Genomic DNA, 18897 nt, shown 5'->3' on the forward strand with positions numbered 1-18897 from the left:
AGTGATCGGAAAAATTCTGGAGACGGCCGAATAAAGCTGGTGGCAGCGGTGTTCACTCCTCGCAACGTCATTTTCCGAGGAGTTATCCCATGACGACCAAGACTGTCCGCATCGCTTCCCTCGTGCTCGGCAGCTGCATTGCCGCTTCCGTCTTCTCCGGCCCCGTCTTCGCGATTGGCGACGACAGCAGCACCATGCCGGTCTGCAAGAAGGGCGAGATCTACGACAAGAAGGCAAAGAAATGCGTCAAGCAGCAGAGCGCCAACGTGACGGACGAAAACCGTACCGATTACGCTTACTCGCTCGCCAAGGCCGGCCGCTATGAAGAAGCGCTCGCCATGCTCGACACCGTCAAGGATCAGAACAATGCCGAATGGCTGAACTATCGCGGTTACGCCACCCGCAAGCTCGGCCGCACGGATGAGGGTATCTCCTATTATCTGCAGTCGGTGAAGCTCGATCCGCAGTATGCCAAGGTCCGCGAATATCTCGGCGAAGCCTATGTCATCAAGGGCGAGCTCGACCTCGCCAAGGAGCAGCTGACCACCATCAAGGCGATCTGCGGCACCGGTTGCGAGGAATATCAGGACCTCAACGCCGCCATCCTCGATCCGTCGAAGATCTAAAGCAATTCCAGCAAAAGTGTGCAGCGGTTTTGCGTCCGGAATTGCGTCAAACAAAGCTGCACACCTGCGTGAGGCAGGAGAGAGGCAAGGTTGATTGAAGGGTATTTCCGGATGTCGGTCGCACACACCACATTTCCTGCCTATAGTCGCGCCAGAACGGAATCGCCGGCCCGGCCTGCGGTTCCGAAACAGCCAATACGCGCGGAGGCGGCCATCGCGAGCGAAGCGGATATCAGGAGCGGCCTGACGGAACATCTTGCCCGTCTGTGGCGCTATGGCCTCGTTCTTTCGCATCAGCGCGATGTGGCCGACGATCTCGTACAGGCGACCTGCGTTCGCGCGCTGGAACGGGCCGATCAGTTTGTCGCAGGCACGCGGCTCGACCGCTGGCTGTTTTCGATCCTGCATTCGATCTGGCTGAATGAGATCCGCGCCCGCCGCGTCCGCCAGGGGCAGGGCTTCGTCGATGCCCAGGATACGCTGAGTTTCGATGGCGCCCGCGACACCGAAACGCATGTCATGGCGAACCAGGTCTTGAAACAGGTGAATGCGCTGCCGGAAGCGCAGCGATCGGCGGTTTTCCTCGCCTATGTGGAAGGGCTTTCCTACCGCGAGGTCGCCATCATACTGGATGTTCCGATCGGCACCGTGATGAGCCGGCTGGCAGCCGCCCGCGCGAAGCTCTCCGAAACCGTATCGGCAGGAGGATTTGAATGAGCACGAAGCACATTATGCCCTCCGACGAGGAATTGACCGCCTTCATCGATGGTGAACTCGGCGCGGAAGAGACTGCCCGCATCGAGGCTATGGTCGAGGCCGACGAGGCTGTCGCCGAACGGCTGGAATTTCTGGCGCGTGCAAGCCTGCCTTACAAGCAAGCCTTCGCGCCGCTGCTTGATGCCGCTCCGCAGGCAAGGCTCGAAGCCATGGTTTCGGCCATTCCCGCTGCTCGGCCTGCAAGACCGGCTGCCTTCATGAGCCGTCGAGGCTTTTTCGGCGCGCTTGCCGCTTCGGTCGTTGCCGGCATCGCCGTCGATCGCGCCATGATCGGTGTCGGTGCAAGTTTCTCGGGCAAGGATGAAAACAGCGAATGGCGCGCCGTCGTTGCCGAATATATCTCGCTCTATACACCGGAGACGCTCGCCGGTCCCGTCCCGCCCAGAGATGTGCAGGCAGCGCAACTCGCCAGTCTGGATGGCGACCTCCGCCTGCAACTCTCGCCAGAGCAGGTCGCCCTGCCGGATATCGATTTCAAGCGCGCCCAGATCCTGCAATATGATGGCAAGCCGCTCGCACAGATCGCCTATCTGGATCCCGAGACCGGCCCCATGGCGCTCTGCATCGTCGCCTCCGACGGCGGTCCCAAGGCCCCCGATATCGAAGGCCGCAAGGGCATGAATGTCGTCTACTGGGCGAACGCCACCCACGCCTTCATGCTGATCGGCCACGCCCCGGTCGACCGCATGACGGAGATCGCAGACGCGGTGCGGAGCAAGATTTCCGTCTAAAGCGCGTCGCGATCTTTCAGATCCGCTTGCTGCGCTTTAGGTCTTTGTTTTTACGCATGTCGTTGTCGCAAAACCGCTGCACACTTTTGCGCGACATGCTTTAGAACGGCTGGGTCTTGTCGGAAACCGGGCTGACCTGATTGGCAGGAACGAGGCGGTTCAGGCAATTGACATAGGTCGTATACATCTGCTGAAGCCGCGAGAGCGGCACTACCCAATGCCCTTCGTTTCCGGCAAAATCCAGTTCCATATCCGGGGTGCCGACAAAGGAATTCTTGAGGATCTTCTTGATCTGCGCCACCCCCGTCTTCTCGGCGGACGGCAGGATGCGAAGCGTCTTGCCGTCGAAGAATTCGGCCGGTACGGTCTTGGTACCGGAATAGCCCACAAGCGTCACCTTGGTCGTGGTGCCCTCAGGGATCTCCCAGCCATCCTTCGATACGAGCCACATGATGCTGTCGAGGCTCTGGCGGAATTCGACCGTCTTGCCGAGTTCATCGTTCCAGACCAGCCGGCAATAGGACGGCTTCTCGCCAACGAACCCGACCGACCACTGCCGCGCATCGCCCATCCATTCCGTCCCGCCAGGGGCCGTCTCGCTGCGTGCGATTGCCGGAATAAGGAGTGCCGTCAGCAACAGGGCAGAAAAGGTCTTCATGGCTCGAATCGTCTCCAGGGAGTGAGGGTGATTCTAGCGGCGGAAGGTTGAAGTTTTGCTACCGCGGTGGTTCAAAGCCATGTTCATTTCATCGTGCAACCCTCTGGATCGGTGATGAAGATCGCAGGGAATGAAGGAATTCGTCGGCATCGACCGTTTGCAGAGCGCCGGCGACGTCCCTGAAATACGGCATGGCTTCCCAAAAGCTCCGGTCCGCAACGATATGAAAACGCCGCTGGGCGCGGGTTAGAGCTACGTTCAGCAGATTGGGCTTTGACGAAGCCCAGGCGGCTGCGCCAGCGTGCTCCTTGTCGGCGCCAAGTATCATGAAGACCGTGTCTCTTTCCTTGCCCTGAAAGGTGTGAACAGTCCCGACCCTGTCTTTCAGCCACTTCTTCAGTTGCGAAGGCGATGTACGAGGAGAGCCGGTGTCATTGATCCATCTTGCCTTTCCCAGCGCCGTCTTCAGCGCATTCTTGATCTCCTTGAATGGAGAAATGACATAAAGGTCCGGCAGTGCTCCGTCCCGGCGGTAAGTCGCGACCAGGACATCGACGATGAATTCGATCTGTTCGGGAACGCGCTGCCGGCCGGAAACCTTGCCCCCGACGTCGATCCAGACGCTGTCGCCATAAAACGGCGGAGCATCGTTGGCCGGCCATCGTTCCTTCAATCCGAATACCATCTTATCCCGATAGGCGATCCGGTTGGCGAGTGAGAACATCGGGTCTATGCAGCGGCGGTGCACGCGCAGCGGACTGCCGATCCAAAGTCCGTTGCCATCTTCCGACGGCAGTGCCGTTCCATAGCAGTTTGCTGCGTCGGCGAGCGTCTGTACTGAAACGCGGTTGGGCGAATAACTCTCCGCGGAGGTGTATGGCGACAGGCGGCTGAGGGCCTTGATGAGCGCGCCGGGCAGGGTAAAGACCGGCTCGATCTGCAAGGGGTCGCCGATCGCCATCAGGCGGCGTGCCCGCATCAGGGCGCCGACGGCTGCCTGCGGCACGGCCTGACCGGCCTCATCGACGAAAACCCAGCCGATCGACGCCGGTCCGAGCCCTGCGAACTGTCGAGCGAAAGAGGCAAACGTCGTCGAAACGACGGGAACGATCATGAAGAGGCTCTGCCATATGGGCGGGATATCCGCCCCGTCGTCAGGAGCATTTCCGGAGAGCAGCTTCGTAATGGCGACGATGTTTCCGCCAAAACCTCCGCTCGACCGGCTGACTTCCGCCAGCCATGCCTCATGCAGCGTCAGCGCCGTCTCCAGCAAGGCGGAGCGCAGGCCAGCCAGCCTGTCGGAGTGCCAGAGCCCTTCGATCTGAAAACGGTCGGTTTCGAGATCGTCAAGGTTTGTGGGCAAGGCCGGCTCGCCCAGTCTCTGCCGCAGCTCTTCGAACCTTGCGGATTTCTCGGACCAGGTTTCCTGTCTCGCATGCAGTTCCCGTTCGGCCTGCTCCTGGTGCCGAAGAGCCTTCTCCAGGGAAAGCCGGTGCCTTCCCGCAAGATCTCGTTCGCAGTTGGCGAGCGTCTTGCGGAGGGCGATTTGCTCCCGGGCATTCGATTTCACATTGTCCCTGTGCCGTTGGTTTTCACTGTTCGGCAGCATCCTTTTCCACCAGACCGGCGTCGAACGGTCGAGAAGCCGCTCCTCTTCCCTGAGCCGGTCCAATTCGCTACGGACGGCGAGGGTCTCGGCCTCGGCCGCAGCATACCGATCCTGAGCCAACCCAACTGCCGTCTCCGCTGTCTCCAGTGCCCCACGCGCCAGGGCACAGAAAGCGTCGAATGAGGTCAAGGCGATTTCGCCGTACAGATCGGCGAAATGCCCGTATTCGTCGATCATGGAGCGAACCGCTTCGTCGGCCTTGCGAAATCGCTCGCCTGCTTCGGCGAATGTTGGTCCGCTGTAGCCGTCCCGCCACTCCCAGATCGTCTGCGGCCTGTCGAGACCGGACCAGTCTGGCTTCACCTTGTCTTCCTTGGCCGGCATGAAGGCGAAGCGCTCCTTGAACGCCCGCCGGTTCCCGCTTTTTCCGAGTGCGCAGGCGATCAATCCCCACGGGCGGTTTTCATCCGTCAGCGCGGTGAAGCCGCCATTGTCTTTTTGCGCGGCGATCTTGTGGGCAACGGTCTGCGGATAGCCGAACGATTTGCCTTTCGTAATCGAGCTTTGCTTGGGAAGGTCGCGCGAGATATTCTCGACGGCAGCGTTGTTGGACGAGGCGACGACCATCTCGAAGCCGGTGAGGCTGGCGTTCAGATTTGATATCCAGGCGGTGCTGCCGTCCTTGAAATTGACCTTTCTCGATGAGCCTTCGAAGGCATCCCGCGCCGTTCTCAAGGCGGCGAGTGCCCGCGCCCGCCGGACGATATTGTCCGCAAAGATATCGCGCAGCAGTGTCGTCTTGCCGGTGCCGGGTGGACCGTTGACCGAAAAGAGCCCGGTTTCCGAGAGGGTTTCCAGGGCGGTATTGATCGCGAATTGCTGCATCAGGCTCATGGCATGATGGGCTTCTGCCAACCAGCGTCCGGCATTGAGGTTTCGCGGATGCAGTGACCGGATGAGGGCGCGGCGGCCTGTCTCCGTATAAAGGTCGATCCGCGCGTCGGAAGCGAGTGGCGTCAAATATTGCCGCAGCGGTTCGGGAATCGTGCCACTGCGAACGCAGCCCATGGCTCTTTCGATGTCCTCGATGAAGAAGCTGTTCAGAATCCCGATCTCCTGTTCGGGAGTACCATCTTCCTCGTCATCGTCGTCACCCGCCGCGTTATGCTGAAGCGGCGCAGGCAGGAGCTTTGCCGTCGGCCTCGACGGCTTGTCCCTATAGCGGATTTCAACGAGAGCGACAGGCCTGTCTGCATCGGGCGCGAAGCCTGCCCAGTCGCAAAGCAAGGCATGAAGGGCGAGAATTTCAGTAGGCGTGAGCGGCTGGTCGTCGGTATCCTCAGACGGTTGATGGTGCAGACGTCGCTGGGCTTGGAAATTTCCCAGCAATTCCTGCAGGCGCTGTCTGCCATCGGCAAATGCTTCCGAGCTCAGCGCGGCAAGACCACGTTTCTGGACTTGCCCAAGCGCCCAGGGAAGCGTCGAGATGGAAAACGCCGTGAAAATCGGATTGCCCTGCGGGTCGAGTTCCAGGCTTGCAAAGCAGGTGTCGCCATCCAGATCGCCCCGCTCTGCATCCTCGAAATCCGTCATGCCGTTGCTGGCGCTGGCGAAATTCCGGCTGACCTTGGAGATCTCCGATTTGCTGAAAACGCCGAGGAAAAGGGTAAGTCCAGTGATCTCCTTGTGCTCGGGGACGATCGGACGCCTCACGGCGTCGCTGTCATCCTCAAGTGTTTCGGCATGCAACCAAAAAGCCTTCTTGTTTTCGTCTTCCGTCGCCCGCATGGAAAGGTCGTACGGGATGAAGAACTCGATCTTGTGCCAGAGGTCGAGGATTGCCAGCAGCCGCTCGCGTTCGTTACCTGTAGGGATCTGCATGGCGTCTCTCGGCACAGATAAATTCGCTGAGTGTTCTATCAACGATCACCTGTTCGGGAAACCCGGCATATATCAGGGGCCTTCGGCGTCTCTCGGTTCCGGTGGCAGCCATAGGAGGGTCAGCGAAACGCCGCCAGGCGAGACGCGGGACTGACTGCCCCCGATGCCCGCATTCCATACCTCTCCCGGAACGCTTCCGTGGACCGTCTCTTTTTTCCACCTTGCGTTTGTGGCCGTGGCTCAGGAACTCGATACTTCCGCTTTTTAATCAGAAGCTTTTATTTTTGTTTGAAATGACGGCATAGTTCTTTAACGCTACACCTCTCTTTGGCGCAATTTCGTACCGATGTGGGGTTTTCCCCCTCGCCCTTTTTCAAAAAACTAACGTTTGTGGCTGACTTAGTTTCCTTAGCAGAACAGTTTTTGCTTTCTAGCGTTTAAAATTGTCAACAATAGAGGGTAGCTATGTCACTTTCCGCAGTTCTCCTGCCTGAAATTCAGAATCCACAGTATTCGCCCAACCATCGTGATGATGTTGTCCTTCCTCGCGAGGAGAGCAAGCGTGTTTTCATCAACGGCGTGGAGCTCGATGCAGAGCGCATCTCCGGAAGAGTTGTCGGCTCAAGGATAAAGCAGCACAATCAAATCTATACAACTCATCACAACAACTACATGGCTAACGGTGATAATCACGTATATTCTACGGTTCGAAACGAACAATGGGAAACGAGCGAAGTCCGGTTAAGATTTGAGGACGGGAAAGAAAAGCTCTTCAAGCTGCCATTTGCCGTCAGCGTCGGTGAAGACGATATGATGAGCATCATCAGTCTCTACAGGGTAGGCGGAGACGGATACACGGCCGCGGCTCAGAACCATAATATCGGCCAATCGTTCACACAGGACCGCAATGGTTTGCAGCATGTATGTGCTCGCCTTGGCGTATTCAAGCCGTCGGTATTCCTCAACAACAAGGCATTTCTGATTGTCCTCGCATTGCTGGCGGTTTCACTTTACGGCCTGTCTGGTAGTGTCTTGCTGGCGCTGATCGGCGGCGTCCTTCTGTCTGGGCTTTTCGTCCTCGCGTTTCAGTATCTGGTTCTCCTGCCCTATGTCATCGCCGTCTGGCCCAGGACAAATCGGCAGCTCCAGGCGTTTTTTGACGATTTTTCTGCGTGGTAGCCATCCAAGAGGAACGCGCTTCGCCAGCCTGAAGGCGAGGCATTGTGCTGAATGCAGCAACTGATTGCGCTGGGTGTTTTATGTCGTTTTTATCTTCTCTCGTTCTTTTCGCTTCCACCATTCCCTCAATGCCGTCGCCGCCCATCGGTGACGAATTTCCGTGGAATTCCAAAGCGGTCGCTCCGATAATATACGAGTTCTCGGACTACGGCGGCAAAAGCTCGACGATGAAGGCGAGGATCACACCTGAATCCATTCAGAGTTGGTGTGCTAACTGGCATCCGGGAGATGCCTCATGTGCTGCGTCGCGAGAAGTCGACGGAAAGGTGTATGAAGCCCGCGCAGACTGCGAAACGGGCGACCTATGGACGGAGGACAAGCACTACCGTTTTGATGGCCCCGAAACCGAAAACAAGGACTTCTACGGCTACATCAGCATGAAAGATACCGAGACAGGTAAACGCGTCGGAATGTCGAATGCAGATCGTGGCCGCGAATTCGGAGCTATGTGGCTCAAGCTGTGTCCGGTGGGATGGCCTTACAATGATACCCCCGTTCAGCCGACCTTCGAAACCGAGGATCGCTACGGTGAGTTCATGGGCCACAACGGATCCCTGATGTTCCATCATCAGAAGCAGCACATCATCGTCTACTCGGAACCCAAGGCTTCGATCGCAGGATCCATCAAGCCCGAAACAGTCCTTTTCCGTGGCTGGAGTGTTCCGAACGAGTGGATTTCTGGCGTCGCATACACATTCAAGAAGGGCTGCGATCCGGCACCATACCTAGTCAGCGGATACGACAATGGCTCACTGCAGTTGACATTGCAGGGCAAGGCACCGGTCCGTGATGGATGCAATGTCGTCGGGTACAGCGACAAGGGTCCCAATGCAAAACTTGTTTTTGATCGTGGTGAATGATGGATAGCAGTAGGTTTCCAGGCCGCAGAGCCGTGAACTCCAAAGGAAATCTCGGATGCTGCGCAGCAGCTAGCATTCGTGGATGTCGTGCGCCAAGGCACTCATCTCCATGAAAACGAGGCGGTTGGCCAATGTTCGCGTTCCGGCAATCATTTGATAACAAATACTCGATGTATATGCAGTTGAAACAAATAGAAATTTCTCCTGCTCCTGCCGAAGAATATGAGTTCATTCAATACGATTTCCCAAGACCTCATCGATGTGTGGCTACGGTCCGATGAGATGACAAACCCGGAGAGCCTGTATGCCGGGATCATCAACAGATTGACCATCAAAATGGCGCTCTCCGTCGTTACGACGGTAGCCGACGATCCTTATGACTGGCGGTTCCGTCGGGTAAAGGATTTCGGCTTCAAGAGCAGCCTACTGAACCGGATGAAGCAGCAATTTCCCGATGCCGCGCTGCGCGACCTCGATCGACGCTTCATTGATGATGCGATCATTGCCGCCTATTTGCGGGCTCTGGAGGTGAAGCGCCCCGCGATTGACCTCGTGAGGACGAAACTCCTCGGTGTCCGGATCGGCTACGAGCGCCTTATTCTGCCGCAGAAATGCGATGGAAAGCCTGGCTGGTGCATCAGCCTGATTGAAGGGCGTTTCTTCGTCTCTCCGATGCAGGAGGCGAAGACCGACATCACGGATGACAATATCATCCAGCTACTCATTGAGGGGCAGAGTACGAAAGAAATCGCCGAGTTCCTGCATCTGTCTCCGAGGACGATCGAGCATCGGATCGATAGGCTGAAGAACCGATTTGAAGCGAAGAACCTCGTCCATCTGGTGGCGAAACTCGTCGCCACCCAGGTTGGCCGCCCGGAGAAGGAGAGCGGCTAGGCTACTTCACCGTCTTCCTGCTGGCGGCAGCCCGCGCCTGAAGTGCGTCCATGGATAAGAGCCGACACACTCGCCCACGCTCACTGGTGCAACGAACGCCGCCGGCAACTTATTGAGCGGGCCGAGCGGTGAAGCCGCAATCGACCCTTCTCGTCGAGAATTCGAACACCGGACAATCCGGGCGCGGCATAGATTCAGCCCCCTGACCCTCCCACAACTCTGGGCTTGCGCACTCTACCGGAGCATGAGAGCCTTATCTGGCCGCAAGCTTTGATCGGTGGGGGCCATGTGGGGGAAAGTCAGCGTAATTTCAGGCGGCATTGTCGCGGTCCTAGTATTTGTGACCACTGTCATCACAAATGTAGGTACGATCAAGGAGACGATCGATAAGCTTTTCTCATCTTCTGGTGCAGACGTAAAGCTGCTGCAATCGCGCCTAATATTTAGTTCGCCAAGCATCCCGATCCCGGATGAAGTTCCCGGAATAGACTTTTCTGCAACAATGCCTGCAGGCTTCCAGAATGGCGAGGATGTCGAGCTCGGTGAAGGCCAAATTTTTATTGATCTCCAACAAGTCGCACAAGGGGATCGGTTGAACCATGGCAAATTTGCCGAGGTAGACGATCTGGCAGCTGTGGTTATACAGAGACATCTAGGCCGATCGGAAGAAGGGTTTGGGTTGAATCAATTACTGGCTTTGGCAATCGAGGGGCGCAAAAGTCGGCCGGCTGACAGATTTGTGCTGATCGATCCCGTCGAGTTGGCGAAATTTACTCTCGCACAACTGCGCGTGTTGATCCAAAAGAACACAGTTCCGAGCCTAGGAAGCTGTAAAATTCGAGTCTATTATCCTAGCGGCGACAGCAAAGAGACCTACAATTCTATCGACCTTCCGGCTGGGACCTGGAAGAACTACTATGAATTCGGGCTGCTACTTCCCAAAGATTTGCAGAATAAAAGTAAAATAACTTCCAAATGGGAGGCGGTCCTCACTTGCGAGGCCAATGGCAAGGCAGCAGGAGACGGGCCAGTTCCGCTAACGATCGGCCCTTGAGGGGCCAGGGCCACTGTTCGCCACGAAGGCAACCCGAACATCGGATGACCGGGGTGCGGCATAAATTGAGCGATGTGCGATTGTCGTTTGTGCGTCTCGCCTCTTATATGTTTTCCGAAAGGAACAGAGGGGGATGCTCATGAATGACAACGACGAAATGGTCACGGTCCTAAAGTGTGATGTTGAATTGAATTTCACCGGGCCAATACCAGCCCTTGTGAACAAGCGCGCAGCCGCGGTGCTTCGATCTTTGGCAGAACGTCTCGAAAAGGATGAATTCGAAGACGGTTTTCATCCGGTGAAAGACGAGAACGGCGAAGAGGTCGGAGAAATCTACGTAGACTATTCGGGCATGATGTAAGCAGCTCACGCCGAGGCGTACCGCCTCTGCCTCAGTAGGAACCGGGACACATTGGCTCGATAGGGTAAAATGATCCTTGGCCTTCCCGGCAAGGGTTCCCGACCATCACAGCCCGCCCGGTTCGCCAAGGCGGGTTTTCTTTTTGAAGAGCGAGATGGTTTCTTTTGAGTAAGCTGGTGATCATCGTCACCCTCTGGATACTCGCGGCCCTCTCCGTCGCGCTCGGCGTTTCGGTCGCTCCGTCCGGATGCCAGTCGGATCAGCCGCCAGTGTAGGGATCTGGCGGGCACTGTGACCTGGCTTTTCACGGCAGAGCGAGTGCAATCGCTCCTACGCCTACCGCGAAACAGCCTAGCGAGATGAAAGCAGTAAAAAGCCCCGCCACGTTGAACCAGGTTCCTGTCCTCCATTTTGACTTTTCGGGAGTGATCAAATGGTTCGCATAGGCTTGGTTCGTGAGGTACGCGAGAATGCACGCAAACACGGCGAAGCCGGCTCCGCTTGCAAACCATATCAGCGAATGAGCCGTTACTGTGACGAGCGGTATAAACTCCTTCTGCAGGCTGGAGCTGGTTGCCGTTCCCGCAACGAAGGCGAGTAACGCTACACAAGCTCCACCATTCAAAAGCAAGAGGGCCTTCAATCCCTGGCCCGCAGCCTCCATCGCTGCGCCTTCAAGAGCTCGAAAGCGTTCTGCTTGTTCCATCAATCGCCTCCTTGTGTAGCCAATGCCAAGCCTGAAAAATGCACGGCATAAGAAGGTCGCTCCGCCAAGTGAGAAATGCAACCCATAATCGAAATTCGCAGCCGCTCAGACCGGCAAAGGTGACCAATGGCAGCCCCAAAGGGAAACAAGTTCTGGATGGTTCGCAGCAGCCACGGTGATAAGCTGATGTTCACGAGCCCCGACATTCTCTGGAATGCATCGGTCGAATATTTCGCATGGGTCGAAGCCAACCCGCTCTATGAGACGAAAGCGTTCGCATCCGGTGGCAAGGTCATTGTGAAAGAGCTGCCGAAGACGCGTGCCATGACCATTTCGGGTCTCTGCATCTTCCTCGATATCGTCCGCCGCAGATGGGATGGATACCGAGCGCGAGAAGATTTCACCCATCTCGATCAGGCGCTTAATCTATTGATTTCTATGTAGCAAAGTGTTTGGCTGGGGAACCTGGATTCGAACCAAGATCGACGGAGTCAGAGTCCGCTGTTCTACCATTGAACTATTCCCCAGCAGCTGCGAACCCAACTTGGCTCGGCTGGTGTGCGGCGCTTATAAACAAAAGCTGGCGGATTGCAAATACCCGTTTTGAAAAAATTCGACCCTTCCGATCCGGGTGAAAATTTCAGACTTAAAATGTGGAATCAAAAAGAATTTGGTGATTTCGCCGGTCGCTGATATTCTCGCCGCAACGCAAAAATCAAATGAGCGCCTGCTGCATACCTTTCTGGACTTGCGCGGCGCGATGGAAAAAGAACGTGGAAGACCCCGAAGGCGGCGCAAGGCCGCAATTTGACGGGGCGTCGGCGGCAGGGCGCAAGGACGGCAAGAAGTCCAGGCGCCGCAAGGGCAAGCGAGGCGGGCAATCCCGCAGCGCCGCCCATCCCGCTTCGCATGATCTCTCCGGCCATGCCGGCGAGGCAGCGCGCCCGAAGGAAGACACGGAAAGCCCGGCCCGCAAGCGGAAACGCCGCCGGCGTGGGGGACATGGTTCATCACAGACGGATATTGCCGCGCAGTCTCAGGCTGCCGTTCAGATCGGTGATCGTGTTCAAGTGTCGCGTCCGGACGGCGATTCGCCCGCCAGCCGCCGCAACCGGCGCAAGCATCGCAACAAGCGAGGTCTGCAGGGCAGGCCGCTTGCCCCCGTCCAGTCGCCACCATCCGCCAGGCCCGAACATCGTGCCGATACGGCTCCGCGTTCGGTCCCGCAGCAAGCGCAAGACGCCGAAGCGGCAAATCGCAGGAACCGCCAGGCCGGGCATGAGGAGGAGCGGGCAGGGAGTGAACACCCTTGGTCGGATGAGTTCTATGCCGCGCTCGATCTCGGCACCAACAATTGCCGCCTGCTGATCGCCCAACCGACGCGCCCCGGCCAGTTTCGTGTCGTCGATGCCTTTTCCCGTATCGTGCGTCTTGGCGAAGGGCTTGCCGCCAGCGGCAGGCTGTCGGACGAGGCGATGGAAAGGGCGGTCGATGCGCTCAGAATCTGTGCCTCCAAGCTCCGGAACCGTGATATCCGCCGCATGCGGCTGATTGCGACCGAGGCCTGCCGTCAGGCGGCCAATGGCGAGGAATTCCTGAAGCGGGTCGTGGCCGAGACCGGGCTGGAGCTCGAAATCATCGATCGCGAAACCGAGGCGCGACTTGCCGTTTCCGGCTGCTCTTCGCTGGTCGGCCGCGAGACGCGCTCCGTCGTCCTCTTCGATATCGGCGGCGGTTCCTCGGAAATTGCCGTCATCCGCATCGGCGATAGCCGTTTCGCGCGTCTTGCCAATCACATCACGCACTGGACCTCATTGCCCGTCGGTGTGGTCACCTTGTCGGAGCGCCACGGCGGCCGCGATGTGACCCCGGAGGTTTTCGAGGGCATGGTGAGCGAAGTCGCGGGCATGTTGTCTAGTTTCGATTGCCCTGAAATCGAGATTGCCGAGGATGGCGATTTTCATCTGATCGGCACGTCAGGCACGGTAACGACGCTTGCCGGCGTGCATCTCGATCTGCCGCGTTACGACCGCCGCAAGGTCGATGGCATATGGCTGTCGGATGATGAAGTCTCCGCCATGCAGGCGAAGCTTCTCTCCTGGAATTTCGAAAGCCGCGCCGCCAATCCCTGCATCGGACCGGATCGCGCCGACCTGGTGCTGGCGGGCTGCGCCATTCTGGAGGCAATCCGCCGCCGCTGGCCAAGCCCGCGCATGCGCGTCGCCGATCGCGGCTTGAGGGAAGGCCTGCTCACCGACATGATGGCCGATGACGGCGTCTGGCGGCGGCATCGCAATCGCCGCGGCCAGCGGGGAAACAAGGGGTAGGCATGACCAAGCCAACGATTGCGGGAAACCGCACCGGCCGTAAGCTCGGCCAGCGCGTCAAGAAAAAGAAACTGAAGGCCTCCTCGCGCCAGTGGCTGGAGCGCCATATCAACGATCCCTATGTGCAGCGCGCCCAGCTCGAAGGTTATCGTGCCCGCGCGGCCTTCAAGCTGCTGGAGATCGATGAGAAGTACCATATCCTCAAGGGTGCAAGGCGCATCATCGACCTGGGTGCCGCACCCGGCAGCTGGTCGCAGATCGCCGCGAAGGTAACGGGGTCGACGGACGAGGATATCCGCGTCGCCGCGATCGACTTTCTGGAGATGGCGCCGCTGCCGGGCGTCAAGGTGCTGCAGCTCGACTTCCTCGATCCCGAGGCCCCGGAAAAGCTGATGGAGGCCGTCGGCGGCACGCCGGATCTGGTGATTTCCGATATGGCCGCCCCCACGACCGGTCATCATCGCACCGACCATCTGCGCACCATGCATCTCTGCGAGGTGGCCGCCCATTTCGCCGTCGAAGTGCTGGGCGAGGGCGGGCATTTCCTGGCCAAGACCTTCCAGGGCGGCACCGAGCGGGATCTGCTCGCCATGCTCAAGCAGCACTTCCGTCAGGTCGTCCACGTCAAGCCGGCTTCCTCGCGCGCCGAATCGGTGGAGATGTTTCTGCTCGCGAAGGGTTTCAAAGGCCGCAAGGCCGAGGCGGAGCCCGAGGACGCTTGATCTTTGGGTCGGTCCTGCGGATGATGATTTCCCAGGACGACTGGATACCATCGATCCCATGCTTCTTTACGTTACACTCGGAACCAACGATCTCTATCGCGCCCGGCATTTCTATGATGCCGTTCTGCCGGTGCTCGGCTATCGGCGCCAGCGCTATTCGGAGGAGGAGATCGGCTATGCCGCCGATGGCGATACGCGCTGCCGCTTCTGGGTCGTAACCCCGTTCAACAGGCGCCGGGCGATGAATGGCAACGGCTCCATGGTCGCCTTTGAGGCGGAAACGCGAGCGGCGGTCGATGCCTTCCATGCAGCGGCGATTGCGGCCGGCGCTGTCGATGAAGGCAAGCCGGGGCTGCGCTCCTATCACGCGCATTTCTACGCAGCCTATGTCAGAGATCTCGACGGCAACAAGCTATGCGCCGTCTGCGAGAAGGCCGAAGAGCCGCCCTTTACTTGACCGGCTGCTGCTCGGCGTTGATCGTCGGCGGCACGCGCTTGACGCGGTGGCCGGACACGGAAGCCCCCGCGTCCTTGGCCATGCGGACAAAGGGAATGGTGGCGATGACAGTCAGCCCAGCGATGACGAAGAAAGCGATGTGGAAGTCGATGACCTGCAGCTCGGCTCCGCGGAAATAGATCGAGGTTTCCAGGATCGAGGCGGCAAGCGCAACACCGAGCGCCAGGCTGATCTGCTGCATCACCGAGGCCATGGAGGTCGCCTGGCTTGCCTGCGCATCGTCGATATCCGCAAAGGCCAGCGCATTGACGCCGGTGAACATGAAGGAGCGGGAAAAGCCGCCAAGCAGCAGCACGCCGATGATGACAAGATGTGGCGTCTCCGGCGTGAAGAGGCCGGTCACGGCGGTGACGACCGTCGTCACCGCACCGGCGCAGAGAAGCGTGGTGCGGAAGCCGATCGCCTTATAGACGCGCCGCGCGATGAACTTCGTTGTGATCGCGCCGATCGCGCCGGCAAACGTAATGAGGCCTGATTGAAAAGGCGTAAGGCCAAATCCGAGTTGCAGCATCAGCGGCGTCAGAAACGGCATGGCTCCGACACAGATGCGAAACAGCGTGCCGCCGCTCGTCGAGGCCCGGAAGGTCGAATTCTTGAACAGGTTGAGATCGAGGATCGGCGTCGGGTAGCGCCTGGCGTGGCGCACATAGAGCACGCCGCAGAGGATGCCGATGGCGGTGGCCGCAATGCCGATGATCGGCGGCAGGGCCGGAAGGCTGACGACCGAGAGGCCGAAGACGACGCCGGCCGCCGCCAGGCTCGTCAGGATAAAGCCGTTGAAATCGAGTTTCGGCGGGGCTGTCGCCTCTATTTCCGGCAGATAGATCGTCGCGAGCCATACGCCGGCGACGCCGACCGGCACGTTGATCAGGAAGATCCAGTGCCAGCTGAAATAGGTGGTGATGAAGCCGCCAAGCGGTGGGCCGGCAAGCGGGCCGACAAGGGCCGGGATCGTCAAGAGCGCCATGGCCGAGACGAGTTCGCTCTTCTGCGTCGTTCGCACCAGCACGAGACGTCCGACGGGCGTCATCATCGCGCCGCCCATGCCCTGCAGGAAACGTGCGAAGACGAATTCGATGAGATTGGATGAGAAGGCGCAGAAGATAGAGCCGACGACGAAGACGCAGATTGCAAGCCGGAAGATATTCTTGGCGCCGAAGCGGTCCGCCATCCAGCCACTGATCGGAATGAACACTGCGAGCGCCACCATGTAGGACGTGAGCGCCAGTTTCAGAGTGATCGGCCCGACATGCAGATCGGCCGCAATCGCCGGCAGGGCCGTCGCGATCACGGTCGAGTCCATCTGTTCCATGAAGAGGGCGACGGCAAGGATCAGCGGGACAATGCGATTCATAGGCGAATGCCTTGATGGATGCGGATGGGGCTTGGGAAGCCCGTGCTGTGTAGTCCCAGTTACAGGCTCTGCCAATCCCCCAATCGGGTTCCATTAGAGCGCCGTGCGTCCATTTGGACGCACAAAGGACGCTCTAACTCTTTGAATCTACGCATCAGGCTTCCGAAAATCGATTTCGATTTTCGGGCCGATGCTATAGACGTTTGGATCACGACTGAGTGAGACGGCTTGCCCGATACTTTTGCCGCTCAAGATTGAAATATGCTTACCCGGCCGAGGCAAGAAATCCGGCTGCGTCGAATTCGACGACAAGCGGCTGGTCACCGGCGGCGACACGGCAAACCACTCATCCTACCGGTTCGACATTTGAGCCATGCGCATGGCTCCTATACCGAGCACGGCCGCATGCCGGGCCTTTTTGCTATTTCCTTCCTGTCATAGACGTGTTACCAGCCCTCGCCAACTTCCATAAACTCATGCACACCGCCGGTGCGGACGATTCGTACCGGGTGGGTCGCATTTTTCTTTCTTGAAGGAATTTGGCCATGGCTCGCATCATAGAAACGCCGACCGGACTGGACGCACTCACCTTCGATGACGTGCTGCTGCAACCCGGTCATTCCGAAGTCCTGCCAGGTCAGACGAGTGTTGCAACGCGTCTCGCACCCGACTTCGAGCTGAATATCCCGATCATATCAGCTGCTATGGATACGGTGACTGAGGGCCGTCTGGCGATCGCCATGGCACAAGCGGGTGGCCTTGGCGTCATTCACAAGAACCTGACACCGATCGAGCAGGCCGAGCAGGTCCGCCAGGTCAAGAAGTTTGAAAGCGGCATGGTCATCAATCCGGTGACGATCGGTCCGGACGCAACGCTCGCCGACGCCTTGGCGCTGATGAAGATGCACGGCATCTCCGGCATTCCGGTCGTCGAAAAATCCGGCCGGCTCGTCGGCATTCTCACCAATCGCGACGTCCGCTTCGCATCCGATCCGACGCAGAAGATCTACGAGCTCATGACCCGCGAGAATCTCGTGACGGTCAAGGAAAGCGTCGACCAGCAGGAAGCCAAGCGCCTGCTGCACTCTCACCGCATCGAGAAGCTGCTGGTGGTCGATGGTGAGGGCCGCTGCGTCGGTCTCATCACCGTCAAGGACATCGAAAAGGCGCAGCTCAACCCGAACGCCTCCAAGGATGCGCAGGGTCGCCTGCGTGCCGCTGCTGCCGTCGGTGTCGGTGACGACGGTTTCGAGCGTGCCGAACGGTTGATCGATGCCGGCGTCGATCTGCTTGTCGTCGATACCGCACACGGCCACTCGGCTCGCGTTCTGGAAGCGGTCGCCCGCGTCAAGAAGCTCTCCAACTCCGTTCGCATCATGGCCGGCAACGTCGCGACGGGCGACGGCACCAAGGCGCTGATCGATGCCGGTGCTGACGCCGTCAAGGTCGGGATCGGTCCAGGTTCGATCTGCACGACGCGTATCGTCGCCGGTGTCGGCGTTCCGCAGCTTGCTGCCATCATGTCGGCAGTTGAGGCCGCGCGGGATCAGGATATTCCTGTCATCGCCGATGGCGGCATCAAGTTCTCGGGCGACGTGGCCAAGGCCATCGCATCCGGCGCTTCAGCCGTCATGGTCGGCTCGCTGCTGGCAGGTACCGATGAAAGCCCGGGCGAGGTCTATCTCTATCAGGGCCGCTCTTTCAAAGCCTATCGCGGCATGGGTTCCGTTGGCGCCATGGCGCGCGGTTCGGCAGACCGCTACTTCCAGGCTGAAGTGCGCGATACGCTGAAGCTCGTGCCTGAAGGCATCGAAGGTCAGGTGCCATACAAGGGTCCGGTATCCGGCGTCCTGCACCAGCTCGCAGGCGGCCTCAAGGCTGCCATGGGTTATGTCGGCGGCAAGGATATCAAGGAGTTCCAGGAGCGCGCCACCTTCGTGCGCATCTCTGGTGCCGGCCTGCGCGAAAGCCATCCACATGACGTGACCATCACGCGCGAAAGCCCGAACTATCCGGGCGTCGGCGTCTGATCATGAAGGCGGGCAGCTCGATTCCGCTGTGGATCATCGCGCTGCTCGCAGCCCTCTGCCTCGTCGTAATCGGCTGGACCACCTTCGGTTTCACCATGCCTTTCGAACACGAGACCGGGCAGGCGGTACTCGATACCTATTTCGCAGGCTATGACGAGTCTGCCGTCTTTCACATGCAGGCGCTGCTCGATCAGAACGAGACGGCAAGCCGCATTCTCCGGGCCATGTATTTCGGCCCGGAACTCATCTTTCCGGCTCTGCTGACCGCACTTCTTCTTTTGATTTTCCTGCGGCTCGGGCCGATCGAGACATGGCGCGGCAGGCAGGCTCCCCGCCTGCTCGGTCGGATTACCTATGTCCTGCCTTTCATCTATGGCTTTGCCGATTATGCCGAAAACCTGTCGAGCCTCGTCGCCTTCAGCGACAGCAGTGCGGCAGGATTTGCCGCGCAGATCCTGCCGTGGATGACGAAGCTGAAATTCGCAAGTCTCGCCGTCTGCGCCATCCTCATCCTACGAGGCGCAATTCTTCATCAAACGCGCGAGGACTGA

Annotated in this window: 18 protein-coding genes and 1 tRNA gene; 14 read left to right on the top strand and 5 right to left on the bottom strand. The window is 58.7% G+C overall.

Annotated features, from left to right (window positions below):
- The first annotated feature begins 89 nt into the window (after window positions 1-89).
- From FHT82_RS09265 to FHT82_RS09275, 3 genes are all read left to right on the top strand, one after another.
- Entirely contained in the window at window positions 90-626 is a 537-nt protein-coding gene (locus FHT82_RS09265; RefSeq protein WP_183728796.1) for a tetratricopeptide repeat protein, read from the top strand.
- 111 nt (window positions 627-737) lie between these two features.
- Complete coding sequence (locus tag FHT82_RS09270) at window positions 738-1343, top strand: RNA polymerase sigma factor (protein ID WP_183728799.1); 606 nt, start codon at window positions 738-740, stop codon at window positions 1341-1343.
- Window positions 1340-2134: an anti-sigma factor gene (locus FHT82_RS09275; protein ID WP_183728802.1), complete on the top strand. Its 795-nt coding sequence runs from the start codon at window positions 1340-1342 to the stop codon at window positions 2132-2134. The genes FHT82_RS09270 and FHT82_RS09275 overlap by 4 nt, the downstream gene beginning before the upstream one ends.
- Before the next feature lie 100 nt (window positions 2135-2234).
- Here FHT82_RS09275 and FHT82_RS09280 read toward each other — a convergent pair whose 3' ends face one another.
- Window positions 2235-2792, bottom strand: a complete 558-nt coding sequence (locus FHT82_RS09280; protein WP_183728805.1) for a hypothetical protein — start codon at window positions 2790-2792, stop codon at window positions 2235-2237.
- Window positions 2793-2880: 88 nt separating this feature from the next.
- Entirely contained in the window at window positions 2881-6282 is a 3402-nt protein-coding gene (locus FHT82_RS09285; protein WP_183728808.1) for an AAA domain-containing protein, read from the bottom strand.
- A 465-nt stretch (window positions 6283-6747) separates the two neighbouring features.
- Between FHT82_RS09285 and FHT82_RS09290 the strand changes: the two genes are divergently transcribed.
- The 5 genes from FHT82_RS09290 (at window position 6748) to FHT82_RS09310 (ending at window position 10690) form a co-directional block, all read left to right on the top strand.
- Window positions 6748-7461 carry a hypothetical protein gene (locus tag FHT82_RS09290; RefSeq protein ID WP_183728811.1) on the top strand — a complete coding sequence of 238 codons (714 nt, stop codon included), beginning with the start codon at window positions 6748-6750 and terminating at the stop codon, window positions 7459-7461.
- Window positions 7462-7505: 44 nt separating this feature from the next.
- On the top strand, window positions 7506-8381 hold the full coding sequence (locus FHT82_RS09295; RefSeq protein ID WP_183728814.1) for a hypothetical protein: 876 nt from the start codon (window positions 7506-7508) through the stop codon (window positions 8379-8381).
- Window positions 8382-8603: 222 nt separating this feature from the next.
- Entirely contained in the window at window positions 8604-9275 is a 672-nt protein-coding gene (locus FHT82_RS09300) for a helix-turn-helix transcriptional regulator (RefSeq protein ID WP_210276696.1), read from the top strand.
- Window positions 9276-9561: 286 nt separating this feature from the next.
- A complete protein-coding gene (locus tag FHT82_RS09305; RefSeq protein WP_183728820.1) occupies window positions 9562-10329 on the top strand; it encodes a hypothetical protein in 768 nt (255 codons plus the stop codon).
- 139 nt (window positions 10330-10468) lie between these two features.
- A complete protein-coding gene (locus FHT82_RS09310) occupies window positions 10469-10690 on the top strand; it encodes a hypothetical protein (protein WP_183728823.1) in 222 nt (73 codons plus the stop codon).
- 304 nt (window positions 10691-10994) lie between these two features.
- Here FHT82_RS09310 and FHT82_RS09315 read toward each other — a convergent pair whose 3' ends face one another.
- The gene (locus FHT82_RS09315) at window positions 10995-11396 is read right to left on the bottom strand and encodes a hypothetical protein (protein ID WP_183728827.1); all 402 of its coding nucleotides are present in this window, start codon (window positions 11394-11396) and stop codon (window positions 10995-10997) included.
- 126 nt (window positions 11397-11522) lie between these two features.
- Between FHT82_RS09315 and FHT82_RS09320 the strand changes: the two genes are divergently transcribed.
- Entirely contained in the window at window positions 11523-11840 is a 318-nt protein-coding gene (locus FHT82_RS09320) for a terminase small subunit (protein WP_183728830.1), read from the top strand.
- 9 nt (window positions 11841-11849) lie between these two features.
- Here FHT82_RS09320 and FHT82_RS09325 read toward each other — a convergent pair.
- Window positions 11850-11923 (bottom strand) — tRNA-Gln (locus FHT82_RS09325).
- A gap of 246 nt (window positions 11924-12169) precedes the next feature.
- Between FHT82_RS09325 and FHT82_RS09330 the strand changes: the two genes are divergently transcribed.
- Genes FHT82_RS09330 through FHT82_RS09340 form a run of 3 tightly spaced genes read left to right on the top strand, consistent with a single transcriptional unit; the run spans window position 12170 to window position 14902 of the window.
- Window positions 12170-13723: an exopolyphosphatase gene (locus tag FHT82_RS09330; RefSeq protein ID WP_183728835.1), complete on the top strand. Its 1554-nt coding sequence runs from the start codon at window positions 12170-12172 to the stop codon at window positions 13721-13723.
- Window positions 13724-13725: 2 nt separating this feature from the next.
- Window positions 13726-14445, top strand: coding sequence for an RlmE family RNA methyltransferase (locus FHT82_RS09335; RefSeq protein WP_183728838.1), 720 nt, complete (start codon window positions 13726-13728; stop codon window positions 14443-14445).
- Between the two features lie 58 nt (window positions 14446-14503).
- Window positions 14504-14902, top strand: coding sequence for a VOC family protein (locus tag FHT82_RS09340; protein ID WP_183728841.1), 399 nt, complete (start codon window positions 14504-14506; stop codon window positions 14900-14902).
- On the opposite strand, the gene FHT82_RS09345 is transcribed toward FHT82_RS09340, so the two are convergent.
- A complete protein-coding gene (locus FHT82_RS09345; RefSeq protein ID WP_183728844.1) occupies window positions 14895-16316 on the bottom strand; it encodes a DHA2 family efflux MFS transporter permease subunit in 1422 nt (473 codons plus the stop codon). The two genes, FHT82_RS09340 and FHT82_RS09345, sit on opposite strands and share 8 nt — an antisense overlap.
- 545 nt (window positions 16317-16861) lie before the next feature.
- Between FHT82_RS09345 and guaB the strand changes: the two genes are divergently transcribed.
- Together guaB and FHT82_RS09355 are read left to right on the top strand one after the other, a co-directional pair.
- Window positions 16862-18346, top strand: a complete 1485-nt coding sequence (gene guaB, locus FHT82_RS09350; RefSeq protein WP_183728847.1) for an IMP dehydrogenase — start codon at window positions 16862-16864, stop codon at window positions 18344-18346.
- A gap of 2 nt (window positions 18347-18348) precedes the next feature.
- Window positions 18349-18897, top strand: coding sequence for a hypothetical protein (locus FHT82_RS09355; protein WP_183728850.1), 549 nt, complete (start codon window positions 18349-18351; stop codon window positions 18895-18897).

It is taken from the genome of Rhizobium sp. BK275, from assembly GCF_014193555.1.
Lineage (GTDB): Bacteria > Pseudomonadota > Alphaproteobacteria > Rhizobiales > Rhizobiaceae > Rhizobium.

Coding starts and splice junctions, on each gene's coding strand:
- FHT82_RS09265 (WP_183728796.1), top strand. CDS start 90: ATGACGACCAAGACTGTCCGCATCGCTTCCCTCGTGCTCGGCAGCTGC.
- FHT82_RS09270 (WP_183728799.1), top strand. CDS start 738: ATGTCGGTCGCACACACCACATTTCCTGCCTATAGTCGCGCCAGAACG.
- FHT82_RS09275 (WP_183728802.1), top strand. CDS start 1,340: ATGAGCACGAAGCACATTATGCCCTCCGACGAGGAATTGACCGCCTTC.
- FHT82_RS09280 (WP_183728805.1), bottom strand. CDS start 2,792: ATGAAGACCTTTTCTGCCCTGTTGCTGACGGCACTCCTTATTCCGGCA.
- FHT82_RS09285 (WP_183728808.1), bottom strand. CDS start 6,282: ATGCAGATCCCTACAGGTAACGAACGCGAGCGGCTGCTGGCAATCCTC.
- FHT82_RS09290 (WP_183728811.1), top strand. CDS start 6,748: ATGTCACTTTCCGCAGTTCTCCTGCCTGAAATTCAGAATCCACAGTAT.
- FHT82_RS09300 (WP_210276696.1), top strand. CDS start 8,604: ATGAGTTCATTCAATACGATTTCCCAAGACCTCATCGATGTGTGGCTA.
- FHT82_RS09305 (WP_183728820.1), top strand. CDS start 9,562: ATGTGGGGGAAAGTCAGCGTAATTTCAGGCGGCATTGTCGCGGTCCTA.
- FHT82_RS09310 (WP_183728823.1), top strand. CDS start 10,469: ATGAATGACAACGACGAAATGGTCACGGTCCTAAAGTGTGATGTTGAA.
- FHT82_RS09315 (WP_183728827.1), bottom strand. CDS start 11,396: ATGGAACAAGCAGAACGCTTTCGAGCTCTTGAAGGCGCAGCGATGGAG.
- FHT82_RS09320 (WP_183728830.1), top strand. CDS start 11,523: ATGGCAGCCCCAAAGGGAAACAAGTTCTGGATGGTTCGCAGCAGCCAC.
- FHT82_RS09335 (WP_183728838.1), top strand. CDS start 13,726: ATGACCAAGCCAACGATTGCGGGAAACCGCACCGGCCGTAAGCTCGGC.
- FHT82_RS09340 (WP_183728841.1), top strand. CDS start 14,504: ATGCTTCTTTACGTTACACTCGGAACCAACGATCTCTATCGCGCCCGG.
- FHT82_RS09345 (WP_183728844.1), bottom strand. CDS start 16,316: ATGAATCGCATTGTCCCGCTGATCCTTGCCGTCGCCCTCTTCATGGAA.
- guaB (WP_183728847.1), top strand. CDS start 16,862: ATGGCTCGCATCATAGAAACGCCGACCGGACTGGACGCACTCACCTTC.
- FHT82_RS09355 (WP_183728850.1), top strand. CDS start 18,349: ATGAAGGCGGGCAGCTCGATTCCGCTGTGGATCATCGCGCTGCTCGCA.